This window comes from Streptomyces sp. NPDC127117, assembly GCF_042677325.1.
GTDB lineage: Bacteria > Actinomycetota > Actinomycetes > Streptomycetales > Streptomycetaceae > Streptomyces.
Genome location: NZ_JBHXTM010000100.1, coordinates 1 through 17,591, shown reverse-complemented (window position 1 = coordinate 17,591; position 17,591 = coordinate 1). Strand labels below are relative to the sequence as shown.

Annotated in this window: 11 protein-coding genes; all 11 read left to right on the top strand. The window is 71.5% G+C overall.

Annotated elements, in window-relative coordinates; all coding sequences use genetic code 11:
* Positions 1 to 660, top strand: a 660-nt coding sequence (locus ACFVH0_RS39445; RefSeq protein ID WP_385828254.1) for a phosphopantetheine-binding protein, incomplete at its 5' end; no start/stop codon positions are given.
* Positions 657 to 7,742: an amino acid adenylation domain-containing protein gene (locus ACFVH0_RS39440; RefSeq protein WP_385828253.1), complete on the top strand. Its 7,086-nt coding sequence runs from the start codon at positions 657 to 659 to the stop codon at positions 7,740 to 7,742. The genes ACFVH0_RS39445 and ACFVH0_RS39440, both read left to right, overlap by 4 nt.
* Positions 7,743 to 7,927: 185 nt before the next feature.
* Positions 7,928 to 8,845 (top strand): kinase, encoded by a 918-nt coding sequence (locus ACFVH0_RS39435; protein ID WP_385828252.1) that lies wholly within the window; start codon positions 7,928 to 7,930, stop codon positions 8,843 to 8,845.
* Position 8,846: 1 nt separating this feature from the next.
* Positions 8,847 to 9,896 carry a PLP-dependent cysteine synthase family protein gene (locus ACFVH0_RS39430; protein ID WP_385828251.1) on the top strand — a complete coding sequence of 350 codons (1,050 nt, stop codon included), beginning with the start codon at positions 8,847 to 8,849 and terminating at the stop codon, positions 9,894 to 9,896.
* Positions 9,893 to 11,158, top strand: a complete 1,266-nt coding sequence (locus ACFVH0_RS39425) for an ATP-grasp domain-containing protein (protein WP_385828250.1) — start codon at positions 9,893 to 9,895, stop codon at positions 11,156 to 11,158. Before ACFVH0_RS39430 ends, ACFVH0_RS39425 begins: the two co-directional genes overlap by 4 nt.
* Positions 11,155 to 12,633, top strand: coding sequence for an argininosuccinate lyase (gene argH / locus ACFVH0_RS39420; protein ID WP_385828249.1), 1,479 nt, complete (start codon positions 11,155 to 11,157; stop codon positions 12,631 to 12,633). Before ACFVH0_RS39425 ends, argH begins: the two co-directional genes overlap by 4 nt.
* The gene (locus ACFVH0_RS39415; protein ID WP_385828248.1) at positions 12,618 to 13,910 is read left to right on the top strand and encodes an MFS transporter; all 1,293 of its coding nucleotides are present in this window, start codon (positions 12,618 to 12,620) and stop codon (positions 13,908 to 13,910) included. The genes argH and ACFVH0_RS39415 overlap by 16 nt, the downstream gene beginning before the upstream one ends.
* 43 nt (positions 13,911 to 13,953) lie before the next feature.
* Positions 13,954 to 14,730: a 4'-phosphopantetheinyl transferase family protein gene (locus tag ACFVH0_RS39410; protein ID WP_385828247.1), complete on the top strand. Its 777-nt coding sequence runs from the start codon at positions 13,954 to 13,956 to the stop codon at positions 14,728 to 14,730.
* A 136-nt stretch (positions 14,731 to 14,866) separates the two neighbouring features.
* Positions 14,867 to 16,756, top strand: a complete 1,890-nt coding sequence (locus ACFVH0_RS39405; RefSeq protein ID WP_385828246.1) for an acetolactate synthase large subunit — start codon at positions 14,867 to 14,869, stop codon at positions 16,754 to 16,756.
* 14 nt (positions 16,757 to 16,770) lie between these two features.
* A complete protein-coding gene (ilvN, locus tag ACFVH0_RS39400) occupies positions 16,771 to 17,349 on the top strand; it encodes an acetolactate synthase small subunit (protein ID WP_385828245.1) in 579 nt (192 codons plus the stop codon).
* A gap of 141 nt (positions 17,350 to 17,490) precedes the next feature.
* A partial coding sequence (locus ACFVH0_RS39395; protein ID WP_385828255.1) for a hypothetical protein occupies positions 17,491 to 17,591 on the top strand: 101 nt, incomplete at its 3' end.

Sequence of the window (17,591 nt, the reverse complement as noted above, 5' to 3'; positions counted from 1 at the left end):
ACCGGTGACCTGGTCCGCTGGAACCTCGAAGGCTCCCTCGAATACCTCGGCCGCGCCGACCAGCAGGTCAAGCTCCGCGGCTTCCGCATCGAACCGGGCGAGATCGAGACCGTCCTCGCCGGCCGGCCGGGCGTGGCCCAGGCCACCGTCGTCGTCCGCGAGGACCGGCCCGGCGACAAGCGCCTCGTCGCCTACCTCACCGCCGCCGAAGGCGCCCGGATCGAACCCGGCGACGTACAGAAGCAGGTGTCCGGGCTGCTGCCCGACTACATGATCCCGTCCGCCTTCGTGGTCCTCGACGAGATCCCGCTCACCGTCAACGGCAAGGTCGACCGACGCGCCCTGCCCGAACCCCAACTCACCAACGAGGCCACCGGGCGCGCTCCTCGCACCGCCAAGGAAGAAGTCCTCTGCGGCCTCTTCGCGGAGATCCTGGGACTGCCGTCGGTCACCATCGACGACCACTTCTTCAACCTCGGCGGCCACTCGCTCCTCGCCACCCGGCTCGCCGGCCGGATCCGCACCGTACTCGGGGTCGAACTCTCCGTGGCGACCCTCTTCGAAAACCCGATCGTGGCCACGCTCGTCGAGAAGCTCGACGGCGCCGAGGCCGCACGGCCCAGACTTCGGCCGATGCGCCGGATGGGAGTGACCAAGTGATTCCCTTGTCCTTCGCCCAGCAGCGGCTGTGGTTCATCGCCCAGATGGAAGGGCCGTCGACCACCTACAACATCCCGCTCGCCGTGCGGCTCAACGGCGAACTCGACCGCCCGGCCCTCCGGTCGGCACTCCTGGACCTGGTCGGCAGACACGAGAGCCTGCGCACCCTCTTCCCCGACCAGGACGGCACCCCGTACCAGCACATCCTCGCCGAGGAGGACGTGGAGCTCCCGCTCCAGGTCATTGACGCCGACGCCGCGACGCTGCCCGCCGTTCTCGCCGAGGAGTCCGCACAGGTCTTCCACCTCGCGGTCGACCTGCCGGTCCGGGCCCGCCTGATCGCCCTGGGCGAGCAGGAGCACGTCCTGCTCATCGTGATGCACCACATCGTGTCGGACGGCGGCTCGACCGCACCTCTGCTCCAGGACCTCGCCACCGCCTACGAGGCCCGCGCCCGGGGCGCCGTGCCCGACTGGGAGCCGCTGCCGGTCCAGTACGCCGACTACACCCTCTGGCAGCAGGAACTGCTCGGCGAGGGCGACGACCCGGACAGTGCCGGATCCCGTCAACTGGAATTCTGGCGAGAGGCGTTGGCCGACCTGCCCGAGGAGGCGACCCTGCCGGCCGACCGGCCGCGCCCGGCCTCCGCCTCGTACATCGGCGCCACCTGCGATGTGCACCTGTCCGCCGACATCCACATCGGTCTCACCCACCTCGCGCGGGAGTCCGGCGCCACCCTGTTCATGGCGGTCCAGGCCGCCGTGGCGACCGCCCTCTCCCGCTCCGGCGCCGGCCTCGACATCCCGATCGGCTCCCCGGTCTCCGGCCGCATCGACGAGGCACTCGACGGACTGGTCGGCTTCTTCGTCAACACCCTCGTCCTGCGCACCGATCTGACCGGTGACCCGAGCTTCCGCGACCTGCTCTCCCGGGTCCGCAGAACGGACCTGGCGGCCTGGGACAACCAGGACCTGCCCTTCGACCGGCTGGTCGAGGTGCTGAACCCCGAGCGCTCCGCCTCCCGCCACCCGCTCTTCCAGGTGATGCTCACCATGGGCGAGGCCGGCTCGGACGTCATCGGGTTCCCGGGGCTCGACGCCCGGACCGAGTACAGCGCCCTGCAGATCGCCAAGTTCGACCTGACCTTCGGCTTCGCCGAGCACCGCACCCGCGACGGCCGTCCGGACGGCCTGGACATCACCATCGAGTACGCCACCGACCTCTACGACGCCCGGACGATCGACGCGCTCATGGCACGGCTGAACCGCCTGCTGGAAGCCGTCGTCACCGCGCCCGACACCCCACTGTCCGTCCTCGACCTGCTCGGCGAGCACGAGCGGAGACTGCTCCTGGAGGAGCGGAGCGGCACCGCCACCGGCACGTCCGGGACGAGCCTGGCGGAGCTGTTCGCCGCCCAGGCCGCCCGCACCCCGGACGCGATAGCCCTGGTCGACGAGGACCACGATCTGACGTTCGCCGAACTCGACGAGGTCACCAACCGGCTGGCCCACCACCTCATCAACGCCGGAGTCGAGCGGCACGACGTGGTCGCCGTCCTCATGGAGCGCTCGACCGACCTGCTCACCGCACTGCTCGCCGTGGTCAAGGCCGGTGCCGTGTACGCCCCGCTGAACACCACCGACCCGGACAGCCGCCTCGTCCAGATCCTGGCCGACACACGGGCGCCGGTCCTCCTCACCGACCAGGCCCTCTCGGACCACCAGGTGGTCCTGGACGCCGACGCGCGGATCATCGTCCTGGGCGGCACCACCGACCTGGACCGGCTGCCCGCCACCGCACCCACCCACGCCATACACCCCGACCAGCCGGTGTACGCGATGTTCACGTCCGGTTCGACGGGTGTGCCGAAGGGCGTCGCGGTCACCCACCGCAACGTGGCGGACCTGGCCGCGCAGACCATGTACGCCAACGGCAACCACCGACGCGTGCTGTTCCACTCGCCGGCCGCCTTCGACGCCTCCACGTACGAGATCTGGGTGCCGTGGCTCAACGGCGGCACAGTCGTGGTCGCACCACGCGGCCACCTCGCCCCCGCCGACTACCAACGCCTGCTCACCGAGCACCGGGTCACCGCGCTGTGGATGACCGCGGGTCTCTTCCGTGTCATGGCGGAGGAGGCGCCGGGCGCGTTCGCCGGGGTGCGTGAGGTGTGGGCGGGTGGTGACGTGGTGCCGCCGGAGGCGGTGCGCCGGGTCATGGACAACTGCCCGGACGTCACCGTCGTCAACGGCTACGGACCGACGGAGACCACCACCTTCGCCTCCACCCACCACATCCACCGGCCACTGGACTACGCCGGTGCCATCCCGATCGGTGAGCCGCTCGACAACCACCGCCTGTACGTGCTCGACGCCGGCCTGCGGCTGGTTCCGCCGGGCGCCCCGGGCGAGCTGTACATCGCGGGAACCGGCCTGGCACAGGGCTATCTCAACCGCGCCTCGCTGACGGCGGAGCGCTTCGTCGCGGACCCGTACGGCCCGTCCGGTGCGCGGATGTACCGGACCGGTGACCTGGTCCGCTGGAACCTCGAAGGCTCCCTCGAATACCTGGGCCGCGCCGACCAGCAGGTCAAGCTCCGCGGCTTCCGTATCGAACTGGGCGAGATCGAGACGGCGTTGACCGCCCAGGAGAGCGTGGGACAGGCGACCGTGATGGTGCGGGAGGACCGGCCCGGCGACAAGCGGCTCGCCGCGTACCTCGTCGCCGCCGACGGCGCCCGGATCGACACCGACGCGGTGCACCGGGAGATCTCCGGGGCGCTTCCCGAGTACATGGTCCCGTCCGCGTTCGTCGTGCTCGACGAGATCCCGCTCACCACCAACGGCAAGGTCGACCGACGCGCCCTGCCCGCACCCCGGCAGAGCACCGACACCGGCGGGCGCGCGCCCCGTACGCCCGCCGAGGAAGTGCTGTGCGGCCTCTTCGCGGCCGTTCTCGGACTGACGTCGGTCACCATCGACGACCACTTCTTCCGGCGCGGCGGCCACTCCCTGCTCGCCACCCGCCTCATCAGCCGCATCCGCGCCGTCTGGGAAACCGAGATCACCATCCGGGACCTGTTCCAGTACGCCACGGTCGCGCAGCTGGCCGAGCGGATCGCGGCCGAGGGCAGTGGCGAGCGACGGCCGGCGCTGACGGCCGAGGAGCGCCCGGAGATCGTGCCGCTCTCCTCCGCACAGCAGCGGCTGTGGTTCCTCGACCAGATGGAAGGCCCGTCCGCGACCTACAACATCCCCCTGGCCCTGCGCCTCAAGGGCTCACTGGACCATCGGGCCCTTCGACTCGCCCTCACCGACGTGACCACCCGTCACGAAGGACTGCGGACCGTCTTCCCGGTCCACGAGGGCACCCCCCACCAGCACATCCTTCCCCCGACCACCTCCGACCTCCCCCTGATCGACACCACCGAGGAGGAGCTCGCCGAGCGGCTGGCCGTCCTGGCCGGCCGGACCTTCGATCTGGCGGGTGAACTCCCTTACCGGGCACAGCTGCTGAGGCTTGGTGCCGAGGACCACGTCCTCATGCTGGTGATCCACCACATCGCCTCCGACGGCTGGTCCAACGGACCGCTCTTCCGCGACCTGGCCACCGCCTACGAGGCCCGCACCGAGGGCACCGCCCCCGAGTGGGAGCCGCTGCCGGTCCAGTACGCCGACTACTCCCTCTGGCAGCAACGAATCCTGGAGCGTGACGAGGAACGCCAGCTCGACCACTGGCGCGGGGTGCTCGCCGACCTGCCGGAGGAAGCCACCCTGCCCGCCGACCACGCCCGCCCGGCCGTCGCCTCCAACCGGGGCCGCACCCACGCCGTGCACTGCGCCGCCGAACTGCACACCGCCCTGATGTCCCTGGCCCAGGACACCGGCACCACCCTGTTCATGGTCGCCCAGGCGGCCGTGGCGACCCTGCTGTCCCGCTCCGGCGCCGGCCACGACATCCCGCTCGGCTCACCCGTCGCCGGGCGCACCGACCAGAAGCTCGACGACCTCGTCGGCTTCTTCGTCAACACCCTCGTCCTGCGCACCGACACCAGCGGCGACCCGAGCTTCCGCGAACTGCTCACCAGGGTCCGCGAGACCGACCTCGCCGCCTGGGCCCACCAGGACCTGCCGCTCGACCGGCTGGTAGAAGCCCTCAACCCCGAGCGCACCACCGCCCGGCACCCCCTCTTCCAGGTCATGCTCACCGTCGGCGACACCAGCGACGAGGCTCCCCGACTGGCCGGACTGGAGAGCGAGTTCGCCTTCCCGCCGGTCTCCGTAGCGAAGTTCGACCTCACCTTCGCGTTCGCCGAGAACCGCGCCGCCGACGGCCGGCCCGACGGCCTCGACATCATGATCGAGTACACCACCGACCTGTACGACGCATGCACCATCGAGGCCACGGCGGACCGCCTGGTCCGGCTCCTCACCGGCGCCGTCGCCACCCCCGATCTGCCCCTCGCGGAGCTGGAGATGGTCTCCGGGCACGAGCGGGCACAGCTGCGGGAGTGGAGCGGGGCACAGACCCCGGCGCCCGGCCTCGGACTCGACGCGCTGTTCACCGCGCAGGCCGCCCGCACCCCGCACGAGGTGGCGCTGGTCCACGAGGAACAGCAAGTGACGTACCAGGAACTGGACATCTGGTCCAACCGACTGGCCCGCCACCTGACCGCACGCGGGGTCACCCCGGGCGGCATCGTCGCCATCCACCTGGAACGGTCCCCGCAACTCATCGCCACACTGCTCGCCGCCCTGAAGGCCGGGGCCGGATACACCCTGCTCGACCCGCAGTTCCCGGCCGACCGGCTGAACACCGTGCTCGGCCAGACCGAACCGGCGGCGCTGATCACCCAGGCCCACCTGACAGCCCTGTCGACCCGGGCCACCCTGATCGACCTCACCGCGGAGATACCCGCGATCAGCACCCTGCCGGGGACACCCGTGGAGACGGGCGGGCACCCGGAGTCCATCGCCTGCGTGATGTTCACCTCCGGATCGACCGGAGTCCCCAAGGGCGTCGCCGCCTCGCACCGGGCGCTGGCCGCCACGTTCATCGGCCCCGACTACCTGGACTTCGGACCCGGGCAGACCTATCTGCAGAGCTCGCCGGTGTCCTGGGACGCCTTCGCCCTGGAGGTCTTCGGACCGCTCCTGCACGGCGGCGTCTGCGTCCTGCAGCCCGGCCAGCACACCGACCCGCACCAGATCGCGGAGCTGGTGGAACGGCACGCCATCACCACCCTGCAGATGTCGGCCAGCCTGTTCAACCACATGCTCGACGAGCACCCGGCCGTCTTCTCCCGGATCAAGGAGGCCATGACCGCCGGCGAGGCGGCCTCACCCGCCCACACGGCCAAGGCACTGGCCGACCACCCCCACCTCCACCTCGTCAACGGCTACGGGCCGGCCGAGAGCATGGGCTTCACCACTACCCACACCCTCACCGGACCGGCGCCCGCCATCCCGATCGGACGGCCGATCGCGGGCAAGCACGCCTACGTCCTGGACGAGAACCTCCGGATGCTGCCCCCGGGCGTCCCCGGCGAGCTCTACGTCGCCGGACACGGACTCGCCCACGGCTACATCGGACAGCCCGCACTCAGCGCCGAACGGTTCGTCGCCGACCCCCACGGCGCACCCGGCTCGCGGATGTACCGGACCGGTGACCTCGCCCGCTGGAGCCAGGACGGGGCGCTGGAGTATTTCGGCCGGGCCGACCAGCAGATCAAGTTGCGGGGCTTCCGCATCGAGCCGGGTGAGATCGAATCGGCGCTGCTGCGGCACCCCACCCTCGCCCAGGTGGCGGTGCTGATCCGCGAGGACCGGCCCGGTGACAAACGGCTGGTGGCTTACGTGGTGCCCACCGAAGGAAGCCGGCCGGACCTTCCCGAGCTGCGCCGGCACGCGGTGGCGGCCCTGCCCGAATACATGGTTCCGGCCACGTTCGTGCCGCTGGAGGCGCTGCCCCTGACGGTCAACGGCAAGCTGGACCGCCGGGCACTGCCCGAACCGCCGCAGGCCGACACCGCCGGTGGCCGGGAGCCCCGCACCCCGGCGGAGGAAGTGCTGTGCGGCCTCTTCGCGGACGTTCTCGGACTGACGTCGGTCACCATCGACGACCACTTCTTCCAACTCGGCGGCCACTCGCTGCTCGCCACCCGGCTGATCGGCCGGATCCGATCCATCTGGGACACCCGGGTCACCATCCGGGACCTGTTCCAGTACCCGACACCCGTACTGCTCGCCGAACACATCGCCACGAACACGGGCGGCGACCCGATGGAGACACTGTTGCCGATCCGGGCAGCGACCGCCAACGACACCGAGGCCCCGCTGTTCTGCGTCCACGCGATCTCCGGGATGAGCTGGTCGTACGCCGGTCTGCTCCGGCACATCGGCGGGCGAAGGCCACTTATCGGCCTCCAGGCGAAGGAGTTGACGAGCCCCTCGGACCGGCCGGCCGGCATCGAGGAGATGGCGGACGGGTACGTGGCCGAGATCCGCTCCGTCCAGCCCCACGGCCCGTACCACCTGCTCGGCTGGTCGTTCGGCGGACTCGTGGCCCACGCGATCGCCGCCAGGCTGGAGGAGCAGGGCGAGAAGGTGGCCCTCCTCGCGCTGCTCGACTCCTACCCGCTGCCCGACGGATTCCGGCCACCGGCCATCACCGGCCGGGAGGTGCTGACCGCCCTGCTCGGCGGCCGCGGCGCCGGACTCGACGTCCGCTGCGCCGACACCGCCCCGGACCCCGAGGAGCTGGCCGCCGTGCTGCGCGCCGAGGACGCCGTCCTGGGCGCACTGGACCCGGCCCAGGCCGCGGCGGTCGTCGCCGCCACGGCGGGCAACCTGGAGATGCGCTACCGGTACGTGCCCCGGCGGCGGTTCGGCGGCGACGCGGTGTTCTTCGACGCCGCCCGCACCCCCGCCGCGGCCGGCGGCGCCGACGCCTGGGCCCCCCATGTCGCGGGCCGGGTCGAGGAGCACGAAATCGACTGCGAGCACTGGGACATGACCACGGCCGAGCCGCTCCGCGAGATCGGAAAGGTGCTGGCCGAAGAGTTGCGCGGGGTGCGTCACTGACCCATTGACCCACCGGTGCCCGGGACCGCCCACAACGGCGGCCCCGGGCACCTTCGCGTGCGCCGCCACCCCCGGGCCCCCAATTGCCCGCGGGCTGCCGCTCATGCCGCCGGGCGACGGGTTCCGGCCTGCATAGCGTGAAGCCATCCGCAGGCCACGGCTCCCGGCAACAGAAAGTCAAGGAAATGGTTGATCATTCCGGCTGGCGTGTCGGGGTAGCTTCAGCCCCCGTCCACCACGGCGAGATCCTGCAAGGCGTGTTCACCGGTGACGGCGGGCTCACCCGAGGTCTCGTCACACTTCCCTGCACCATTCACGCGACCCGTGCGACCTTCATCCCCGCCCCCGGCGCCGAGGTCACCGTCACGCCGGACTGGAAGGGCAAGGCCCGGCGCGCGGCCGAACTCGCGGTACGCGCCGTGACGCCGCCGGGCGACGAGCTGCCGGGCGGCCACCTCGACCTCACCGGCGACGTACCGCTGTGCCGGGGCTTCGGCTCCTCCACCAGCGATGTGCTCGCGGCCATCTGGGCGGTGAAGGACGCGTTCGTCAGCCCGCTGCCGCCGCAGGACGTCGCCCGGATCGCGGTACGCGCGGAAACCGCCTCCGACTCCCTCATGTTCGAGGAATCCACCGTCCTCTTCGCCCAGCGCGAGGGCACGGTCATCGAGGACTTCGGCTACCCGATGCCGGCCCTGCGGGTCGTCGGCTTCGGCTCACGCCCCGAGGGCGGCGGACGGGGCGTGGACACACTCACCCTCGCACCGGCCCGCTACGGGCAGGACGAGATCGACCTCTTCACCCGGCTGCAGGCCATGCTCCGGGAGGCCATCCAGATGAAGGACGTGGCCCTGCTGGGCTCGGTGGCCACGGCCAGCACGGAGATCAACCAGCGTCATCTGCCGATCCCGGACCTCGACCGCATCCGGGACATCGCGCGGACCACCGGAGCCGTCGGCGTACAGGCGGCACACAGCGGGGACATCGCCGGACTCCTCTTCGACCGGGACGACCCCGAGGTCGAGGCGCGGACCGGCCTGGCCCAGGACCTCCTGCAAGAGCTCGGAATTCACGAGCAGTGGAACTACACAACGGGTGACTGACATGACGACGACGACTCTCCCCAAGGCTCACTCCTCGATCGTGGAGGCGACGGAGCTGCCACGCATCATCAAGGTGACCGACAACCTCTACGCGGCGGCCTTCAGCCTGATGAAGCTGCTGCCCGCCCGCTACATACTCGACCGGGCCGAGGCCGCCGGCCTGATCTCCCCGGGCACCCGGATCATCGAGACCTCCTCCGGCACCTTCGCCCTGGGCCTGGCCATGGTCTGCCGACTGCGCGGCTACCCGCTGACCATCGTCGGCGACTCGGCGATCGACCGGGACCTGCGCACCCGGCTCGAAATGCTCGGCACGACGGTGGAGATCGTCGAGCACACCGGCCAGCCCGGCGGCATCCAGGGCGCGCGCCTGGCCCGCGTGGCCGAGCTGCGCCGGCAGCACCCGGACGCCTTCGTCCCCGGCCAGTACGACAACCCCGACAACCCGGGCGCGTACGGCGTCGTCGCCGACCTGATCGGCAACACCGTCGGCTCCGTCGACTGCCTGGTGGGCCCGGTCGGTTCGGGCGGCTCCACCGGGGGACTCGCCGCCGCGCTGCGGCAGACCGGCCCCGCACTCCATCTGGTCGGCGTCGACACCCAGGGCAGCATCATCTTCGGCAGCCCGGACGGACCGCGCATGCTGCGCGGGCTCGGCAGCAGCATCCACCCGGGCAACGTCAAGCACGCGGCGTACGACGAGGTCCACTGGGTGACGGCCCCCGAGGCGTTCCACGCCACCCACGAGCTCTACCGCGCACACGGCCTGTTCATGGGCCCGACCAGCGGCGCCTCCTTCCAGGTGGCCTCCTGGTGGGCCGAGCAGAACCCGGGGAGCACCGTCGTGATGGTGCTCCCCGACGAGGGCTACCGCTACCAGTCCACCGTCTACAACGACAACTGGCTGAACGAGCAGGGCATCGTCCCCGCCCCCGCCGTCGACGGCCCGCTCACCGTCGAACACCCGCTGGACGCCCCCGCCGCCTGGTCCCGGCTGCTGTGGGCCCGCCGCGGCTTCGACGACGTGGTGATGCCGGTGGTCGGCTCATGAGCGAGCGCCTGCTGCTCCTGGTGGAGAGCAACACCACCGGTACGGGACGGCTGTTCGCCGCGCGCGCGGCCGAACTCGGTGTGATGCCCGTGCTGCTGTGCGCGGACCCGGACCGCTACCCGTACGCCGCCGAGGACCGGCTGCGGACGGTCGTCGTGGACACCTCCGACGAGGCCGCGCTGTGGGCGGCCGTCCGCGCGCTGGAGGACGAGGCCGCCATCGCGGGCGTCCTGACCAGCTCCGAGTACTACGTGCCGACCGCCGCCGCACTGGCCTACCGGCTCGGACTGCCCGGCCCGTCGGCCGAAGCCGTACGCGCCTGCCGCGACAAGGCCGAACAGCGCCGGCTGCTCAGCGACGCGGGCGTCGGGTCGCCGGACTTCGCCGTCGTCTCCGAAGTCACCGACGCACTCGCCGCGGCCCGCGCCATCGGACTGCCCGTGGTGGTCAAACCGGTGCAGGGCTCGGGAAGTCTGGGCGTACGGCTCTGCACGGACCTCGACGAGATCGCCGAGCACGCCGGGACGCTGCTGGCCGCCACCGTGAACGAACGGGGCATCGCCGCACCGAGCCGGATCCTCGTCGAGGAGTACCTGACCGGACCGGAGTTCTCCGTCGAGGTGTTCGGCACCGAAGCCGTCGTCACCGTCGCCAAGCACGTCGGCGCGCTGCCCGTCTTCGTCGAGATCGGCCACGACGTGCCGGCCGCACTCCCCGGCGAACAGGAGATCGCCCTGCGCGAGTCCGCGGTACGCGCCGTGCGGGCGCTCGGCCTCGGCTGGGGAGCCGCCCATGTGGAACTGCGCCTGACCGGCGCCCGGACCGCCCAGGTCATCGAGGTCAACCCCCGGCTGGCCGGCGGCATGATCCCCGAACTGGTCCGCAGGGCCTGCGGGATCGACCTGGTCCGCGCCCAGGTGCTGGCCGCGCTCGGCACCGCCCCCGAGCTGGAACGCGGCGGCTACGCCCGAGCCTCGATCCGGTTCCTCACCGCGGGACAGGACGGCATCCTCGCGCGGTCCGCCGCACTCACGGAAGCCGTGGCCAGGGCCCGCACGGTCCCGGGCACCGTCGAAGCGGTGCTCTACCGCGCCCCGGGCGAACCCGTCGGTCCCGCCGAGGACTTCCGGGGCCGCGTCGGTCACGCCATCGCCGTCGCCGACCGCTCGGTACGGGCGGCCGAGGCCGCCGACCGGGCCGTGGCGCTGCTCGGCGAAGCCGTGACCTATGCGGATCTGCACACAGAGGAGGCATTCGCATGACCGCAGCGACGGCGAACGGCGTCGACACCGGCCGGCTCAAGGCCGCGCTCGACGCCGAGGCGCACCGCATCGTCTACGACCAGTACCTGCCGGACACCGCCGACGGGCTCGGCGAGGAGCTGCGCTGCATCAGCGAGGTCGACCGCGCCCACCTGATCATGCTCACCGAGCGCGGCATCGTGGACGCAGGCCGGGCCGCCGCCCTGCTGCGCGCCGTCGAGGAACTGCGCGGACAGGACTTCGCCCCGGTCCGGGCCACCCCGATGCCGCGCGGCGTCTACCTGGCGTACGAGGGACACCTCATCGGGAAGCTGGGCGACGAGACCGGCGGCATCCTGCACACCGGCCGGTCCCGCAACGACCTCAACGCCACCACCACCAGGCTCAAGACGCGCGGCCCCTACCTGGCCCTGCTCGACGCGGTCGACCGGCTCGCGGGGGTCCTCCTGGCGAAGGCCGACGAGTACCGCGACGTGATCATGCCCGCCTACACCCACGGCCAGCCGGCCGTGCCGATCAGCTACGGCCACTACCTCGCCGGTGTCGCCGGTGCGGTACTGCGCGCGTACGAGGCGCTGCTGGACGCCGGACGCCAGCTCGACGTCAACCCGCTGGGCGCCGGCGCGATCGGCGGGACCTCCGTACCCATCGACCCCCGCCGTACCGCCGAACTGCTCGGCTTCAGTTCCGCCGCCCCCAACTCGGTCGACGCGGTGGCCTCCAGGGACTTCGTGCTCGACCTGCTGTCCGCCTCAGCCGTCCTCGGCGTCTCGCTGGCCCGGGCGGGGCGGGACCTGAGCACCTGGACCTCGGAGGAGTTCGGGCTGCTGCGGGTGGGCGACACCCTCGTCGGCTCCAGCTCGATGATGCCGCAGAAGCGCAACCCGTTCCTGCTCGAACACATCCAGGGCAGGTCCACCGCGAGCCTCGGCGCCTTCGTCGGCGCGGCGTCCGCGATGACCACCGGCGGCTACACCAACGCCATCGCGGTCGGCACCGAGGCCGTACGGCACCTCTGGCCCGGACTGAGCAGCACCACCGACGCGGTGACGCTGCTGAGCCTGGTGGTGGCGGGCACCGAACCGGAACGCGAACGCATGACGGACCGGGCCGTGGACGGCTTCACCTCGGCCACGTACCTGGCGGAGCGGCTCGTCCTGGACGGGACACCGTTCCGGGCCGCGCACCACCTGGTCGGCGAGACCGTGCTCGGCGCCCTGGAAACCGGCCGCTCGCTGGTGGACGCCGCCCGGTTCGCCGCCGTCGACGACGGCGGGCTGGCCCCCGACCGGGTCGTCGAGGCATGCGCCCACGGCGGCGGACCCGGTGCCACGGCCGACGGGATCCGCGCCCTGAACGCCCGACGGGACGCACTGAAGGCCGAGTCGACCGAGCGGCGCACCCGCTGGTCCGACGGAGCCGAGCTGCTGACCCGGGCCGTGGCCGAGGCGGTGACGTCATGTCGGCCCGCCTGACCGAACGCGCCCCGGGCAAGGAGGACGAGCGGCCACCGCGCAGCCGGCTGCTGCGCCACCACGACTTCCGGCTGCTGTGGCTCGGCGAGACGACCAACCGCGTCGGCATCAACATCACCGGGGTCGCCATGCCCCTGGTGGCCGTGGTGACGCTCGACGCGAGCACACTCTGGGTGAGCGTGCTGGCGGCCGCCCCCTGGCTGCCCTGGCTGCTCATCGGCCTGCCCGCCGGCGCCTGGGTGGACCGGCTGCGACGCCGGCCGATCATGCTGATCTGCAACCTGGTCCCGCTGGTGCTCCTCGCCAGTGTCCCGGTGGCGGGCTGGCTCGGGGTCCTGACGATGACCCAACTGCTGGCCGTGGCACTGATCAACGGCTTCGCCGCGGTGTTCTTCGGGATCTCCTACAAGGTCTACCTGCCCTCCATCGTCGAACCCGAGGACCTCCAGGAGGCCAACGCCAAGCTTCAGGGCAGCGAGTCGGTGGCCCAGGTCGCCGGGCTCGGCGGTGGTGGTCTGCTCGCCCAGGCGTTCGGCGCCGCCTCCGGCCTCCTCGTCAACTCGGCGACGTTCCTGGTCTCCGCGCTGTGCCTGCTCGGCATCCGCGCCAAGGAACCCCTCCCGGAGAAACCCGAACGGCACCGGGCGCTGCGCCAGGACATCAAGGAGGGCCTGAACTACACGTTCAAGGACCCCTACCTGCGCGTCCTCACCCTGTACGGCACCGCCACCAATCTGCTGCTGACGGCCGAGGCGGCGATCCTGCCGGTCTTCATCATCCGTGAGCTGGGGGTGCCCGAAGGCGCCACCGGCTGGCTCCTCGCGTCGAGCAGCATCGGCGGCATCCTCGGGGCCACCACCGCGAAACGCCTGATCGCACGGTTCGGATCGGCCCGCGGACTGCTCGTCGCCACCATCGCCAGCGCACCGTTCGCCCTGCTCATCCCGCTGACACGGACGGACTGGACCCTGTCCGCACTGGTAGTGGGCAGCGCGGTCCTCTCGCTCGGCGTCGTACTCGCCAACGTGATCCAGGGGGCGTTCCGCCAGCGCTACTGTCCGCCCCAGCTGCTCGGCCGTGTCTCGGCCAGCGTCTCGGTGGCGAACTTCGGCGCCATTCCCTTCGGTTCACTGCTCGGCGGGATCCTCGGCACCGCCCTCGGCCTGCGGCCCACCCTGTGGCTGCTCACCGCGGGACTCGCCCTGACCCCGCTGCTCCTCCTGATCGGGCCGCTGCGCCGAAGGCGCGACCTGCCGGTCGCGCCGGCCACGCCGTGATACCCGACTCGCCTGTCACTCTCGTACGAACAGGAGAGGCCCCGTGGAACAAACCCTGCCGTGGGTCGTCCGTGAGCTGCCACCCCCCGGCTCGCTCGACCTCTGGCTCCTGAGGGTTTCGGATGTCCCCATCGGCATCCTGGACGAACAGGTACTCGACGCGACGGAGCGTCAGCGTGCCGCCACCCTCATGCACGCCGCCGACCGGACCCGGTTCACGGCCGCGCATGTCGCCCTTCGCCGGCTGCTCGGCTCGTACCTGAGCCTTCGCCCCGAAGAGGTCCACTTCGGCCGGGACACCTGCCCCTGCTGCGGCGGACCGCACGGCCGGCCCACCGTGCTCGACGCCGACGACCGGCTGTTCTTCTCGCTGTCCCACCGCGGCGATCTCGCCGTCGTCGGAACGGCTGCGGCCCCCATCGGGGTCGATGTGGAACTGGTGCCGGACGAGGACGGCACCGCAGACCTGGCCGCGATGCTGCACGTGGACGAGCAGGCCGAACTGGCGGCGCTGAGCCCGCCGGCCCGGCCCCGGGCCCTGGCCCGGCTGTGGACCCGGAAGGAGGCCTACCTCAAGGGCCTCGGTACCGGTCTGGGCCGTGACCCCTCGCTCGACTACGTCGGCTCGGGGCGCCCCGAGGGCCCGTACCCGCCGTCCGGCTGGACCCTGCTCGACGTACCGGTGGACCGGGGCTACGCGGCGGCGGTGGCGGTACGGGGCGAGCTGACCGTGGAAGGTCCGCTCGTCCGCAGGCTCGCCGGACTCGACCTCGTACGACACACCTGCGACGCCCTCCAGACGGCAAGAACCCCGCCCTGACCGCCCGTCGAGTCCGCCGGGTGCACCGCTGCGGTGATCACCCGGCGGGGGGCACGTACCACTCGGCCGCTCCCGCCGCGGCTGCCGATCACCGCAACGTCCTCACCAACATCCCTACGGACTTTTGGAACTGACGATGTCAAACGCTGTGCAGCAGGCCCCCGCGGCCCTCCTCCCGCAAGTGCTGCCCCGCACCACCGGGCAGCCCGACTCCGGCGCCGAGCACGTGACGGGCGCCCAGTCCCTCATCCGCTCGCTGGAGGAGGCCGGCGCGGACACCGTGTTCGGGATCCCCGGCGGCTGCATCCTTCCGGCGTACGACCCGTTGATGGACTCGGACCGGGTCCGTCATGTGCTGGTCCGGCACGAGCAGGGCGCCGGGCACGCGGCCACCGGTTACGCCCAGGCCACCGGCAAGGTCGGGGTGTGCATGGCGACCTCAGGGCCGGGTGCCACCAATCTGGTGACCCCGATCGCGGACGCGTACATGGACTCCGTGCCGCTGGTCGCGATCACCGGCCAGGTCCCCTCCGCCGCGATCGGCACGGACGCCTTCCAGGAGGCGGACATCGTCGGCATCACCATGCCGATCACCAAGCACAACTTCCTGGTCACGAACGCCGACGACATCCCGCGCACGGTCGCCGAGGCGTTCCGTATCGCCTCGACCGGCCGCCCCGGACCGGTGCTCATCGACATCACCAAGGACGCCCTCCAGGCGGTCACCACCTTCCGCTGGCCGACGACGACGGACCTGCCCGGCTACCGGCCGGTCACCAAGCCGCACGCCAAGCAGATCCGCGAGGCCGCCCGGCTGATCAGCGCCGCCGCCCGCCCGGTGCTCTACGTCGGAGGCGGGGTGCTCAAGGCACGGGCCACCGCCGAGCTGCGCACCCTGGCCGAACTGACCGGGGCCCCCGTGGTCACCACCCTGATGGCTCTGGGCGCCTTCCCGGGCAGCCACCCGCAGCACGTGGGGATGCCCGGGATGCACGGGGACGTCGCCGCGGTCGCGGCGCTGCAGAAGGCCGACCTGATCGTCGCCCTCGGCGCCCGCTTCGACGACCGCGTCACCGGCAAACTGGACAGCTTCGCCCCGCACGCCAAGGTCGTCCACGCCGACATCGACCCGGCGGAGATCTCCAAGAACCGGGTCGCCGACGTGCCGATCGTCGGGGACGCCCGCGAGGTCCTGGTCGCGCTGACCGCCGCCGTGCGCGGAGAGCGGGAGGAGGGCCGTGTCGGTGACTACGAAGCCTGGTGGCGGGACCTGAACCACTGGCGGGCCACCTACCGGCGCGGCTACGAACTGCCCGCCGACCCGGGCCTGCTCTCCCCGCAGCAGGTCATCGAGCGGATCGGCCGGCTCGCGCCCGAAGGAACGCTGTTCGCCTCCGGTGTGGGGCAGCACCAGATGTGGGCGGCGCAGTTCCTGCCGCACGAGGAGCCGGGCACCTGGTTCAACTCGGGCGGCGCCGGAACGATGGGGTACGCGGTCCCGGCCGCGATGGGCGCGAAGGCCGGCCGCCCCGAGCGGACCGTCTGGGCGATCGACGGCGACGGCTGCTTCCAGATGACCAACCAGGAGCTCGTCACCTGCGCGCTCAACAACATCCCGATCAAGGTCGCGATCATCAACAACGGCGCGCTCGGGATGGTCCGCCAGTGGCAGAACCTGTTCTACGGAGCACGGTTCTCCAACACCGTGCTGCACGACGGCGCCACCAATGCCACCACCGGATCGACCCGCGGAGTGGGATCCGCCGCCAACCACGGCACCCGCGTCCCGGACTTCGTCCAGCTCTCCGAGGCGATGGGCTGTGTGGGCCTGCGCTGCGAGAACCCCTACGAGCTCGACGCGATCATCGACAAGGCCAACGCGATCAACGACCGCCCGGTCGTGGTGGACTTCATCGTCCACGAGGACGCGATGGTGTGGCCGATGGTCCCTGCCGGCACCTCCAACGACGACATCATGGCCGCACGCGACGTACGCCCCGACTTCGGCGACTCCGCGGACGACTGAGAGGACCCTCTGACATGTCCCAGCACACGCTCTCCGTCCTGGTCGAGGACACGCCCGGCATTCTGGCCCGTGTCGCCGCCCTGTTCTCGCGCCGCGGCTTCAACATCGACTCGCTCGCGGTCGGCACCACCGAACACCCGGAGCTCTCCCGCATCACCATCGTCGTCAGGGTCGACCATGAACTGGCCCTGGAACAGGTGACCAAGCAGCTCAACAAACTGGTCAACGTCCTGAAGATCGTCGAGCTGGAGGCCGACTCCGCCGTCCAGCGCGAGCTGGTCCTGGTGAAGGTGAGCGCCGGCAACGGCACCCGGGCCCAGATCATCCAGATCGCCGAGCTGTTCCGGGCCAGAACCGTCGACGTCTCGCCGGACGCCGTCACCCTCGAAGCCACCGGCTCCGGCGACAAGCTCGACGCGATGCTCCGGATGCTCGCCACCTTCGGCATCAAGGAACTCGTCCAGTCCGGCGCGATCGCGATCGGCCGCGGCTCCCGGGCCCTGGCCGACCGCTCCGCCCGCGAGGCCCGCCCGATCCGCCTCACACCGGCCACCGGCACCACCGTGGCGACGGCCGGCGCGCAGAGCGCCTAGCGTCTTTCGTTTGGACCGGGCCGGACCAGGCACCGGGGCACGCGAGCCCGGCATGATCCGAACGAGAGGCCCCAGCCTTCCGCCACCCCCGGCCAATCCCGTCCGCACACCCTCACGTTCCAGGAATCAAGGAGAACCACCATGTCCGCCGAGCTGTTCTACGACGACGATGCCGACCTGTCCATCATCCAGGGCCGCAAGGTCGCGGTGATCGGATACGGCAGCCAGGGCCACGCCCACGC

What these genes read in the sequence shown, in the direction of transcription:
- ACFVH0_RS39435 (WP_385828252.1), top strand. Translation starts at nt 7,928, where the DNA reads ATGGTTGATCATTCCGGCTGGCGTGTCGGGGTAGCTTCAGCCCCCGTC.
- ACFVH0_RS39430 (WP_385828251.1), top strand. Translation starts at nt 8,847, where the DNA reads ATGACGACGACGACTCTCCCCAAGGCTCACTCCTCGATCGTGGAGGCG.
- ACFVH0_RS39425 (WP_385828250.1), top strand. Translation starts at nt 9,893, where the DNA reads ATGAGCGAGCGCCTGCTGCTCCTGGTGGAGAGCAACACCACCGGTACG.
- argH (WP_385828249.1), top strand. Translation starts at nt 11,155, where the DNA reads ATGACCGCAGCGACGGCGAACGGCGTCGACACCGGCCGGCTCAAGGCC.
- ACFVH0_RS39415 (WP_385828248.1), top strand. Translation starts at nt 12,618, where the DNA reads ATGTCGGCCCGCCTGACCGAACGCGCCCCGGGCAAGGAGGACGAGCGG.
- ACFVH0_RS39405 (WP_385828246.1), top strand. Translation starts at nt 14,867, where the DNA reads ATGTCAAACGCTGTGCAGCAGGCCCCCGCGGCCCTCCTCCCGCAAGTG.
- ilvN (WP_385828245.1), top strand. Translation starts at nt 16,771, where the DNA reads ATGTCCCAGCACACGCTCTCCGTCCTGGTCGAGGACACGCCCGGCATT.